The 1,545-nt window shown below is 57.7% G+C and carries 1 rRNA gene and 1 pseudogene; one reads left to right on the forward strand and one right to left on the reverse strand.

The annotated features are described in order from the left end of the window. Nucleotides 1-220 precede the first annotated feature (220 nt). Nucleotides 221-333 (forward strand): 5S ribosomal RNA (rrf, locus tag DIE11_RS35905). Between the two features lie 129 nt (nt 334-462). On the opposite strand, the pseudogene DIE11_RS35910 reads toward rrf, so the two are convergent. After that, a pseudogene (locus DIE11_RS35910) lies at nt 463-1,474 on the reverse strand (IS3 family transposase); the annotation flags it as partial. Nucleotides 1,475-1,545 lie beyond the last annotated feature (71 nt).

Genomic DNA, 1,545 nt, shown 5'->3' on the forward strand with positions numbered 1-1,545 from the left:
TCAGGTGTGTAAGCGCAGTAATGCGTTCAGCTAACTGATACTAATTGCCCGTAAGGCTTGATCCTATAACAAGTCTGCCTTGTAGATCTGCGCCGTGCGACAGCACCGGCCGCGATCCAGAGCGACAAGTTGGATTCTCGTGTGTGATACACACAACTCAAAATTACTGCTTCTTCCCAGATTGGTTCTGTTGGCCACGCCAGCAGAACAACCCTCTTTGCCTGATGACCATAGCGAGTCGGTCCCACCCCTTCCCATCCCGAACAGGACCGTGAAACGACTCTACGCCGATGATAGTGCGGATTCCCGTGTGAAAGTAGGTAATCGTCAGGCTCCCTAAGCCAAGAACCCCCGCCCGACAAGGCGGGGGTTTTTGCATTTGAGCAGCGAAAAGCGCGAGTGCAGGCAATCGAACCTCTCCGGTTGTTGCTCAATGAGGCTGGCCCAATTTCCATCCCGGTCTTAGCTCGAAAATTCCGGTACTTCGGGGTGGGCCGCCCAGGCCCGATCGGTGCGCTGGCGGGCGAATTCCGCCGGTGTCATCCACTGCAGCGCAGAGTGAGGGCGCGCCTCGTTATAGTGCTCGCGACAGACCTCGATTTTGCGTCTGGCTTCTTCAAGCGACGAGAGCCAATGCGCGGTGAGGCATTCCTCCCGAAAGCGTCCGTTGAAGGATTCATTCTTCGCGTATTCGGTCGGCTTGCCAGGACGCGAGAAATCAATCTCCACGCCGTTCTCGTACGCCCATTTGTCGAGCACCTTCGAAATGAACTCGCTGCCATTGTCTGCCTTGATATAGCGTGGACGCGGGCGATGCTGCGCAAGCCTGGTCAGCGCGGCAACCGCGTGCTCGCCACCCAACGAGCCGCCGACTTCAATCGCCAAGCATTCCCGCGGATAGTTGACCACGATCGTGAGGGTGCGCAAGCGTCGACCATCAAACAGCGCATCAGCGACGAGGTTCTTACTCCAGCTTTCTTTGATCGCGCTCACTGACTGCGTCGGTTGCCGGCGCCGGTAAGACTTGCTTCGACGGGCTCGCTTGCGGCACAACGAAAGGCCCAGTTCCCGATACACGCGTTCTACTCTCTGATGATTGTCTCTCCAGCCTTCCCTGCGAAGCATCACGTACACGCGGGGCGCACCGTAATGCCACCGCACTTCCATGATCTCCTTGATGCGCATTTCCAGTGCGCTGTGATCCCGCGCGACCGAGTCGTGATGGTAGACCGTGCGAGAAAGCTGCAACAACGCGCAGGTCTGCCGTTGGCTCGCCCCGAAACGCTGCATCAAGTCCGTGACCAGATCTCGGCGCCGAGAAGGCTTCAAAGCCCATTTGACAGCACGTCCTGCAGCATGGCCTTTTCCAGCGACAGACAGCCACGAGCCGCTTGAGCTTCGCGTTCTCTTCCTCAAGTTGCTTCAGCCGGCGCAGCTCCGAGGGCGACAGTCCTCCATATTTCGTCCGCCAGTTAATGGTATGGACTGCTCCGGCAGGCGTATCGTAACTGCTGACGTTACCGTTCATAGGAGTATCGTCATGGA

It is taken from the genome of Burkholderia sp. Bp9012 (assembly GCF_003853825.1).
Classification (GTDB): Bacteria; Pseudomonadota; Gammaproteobacteria; order Burkholderiales; family Burkholderiaceae; genus Burkholderia; species Burkholderia diffusa.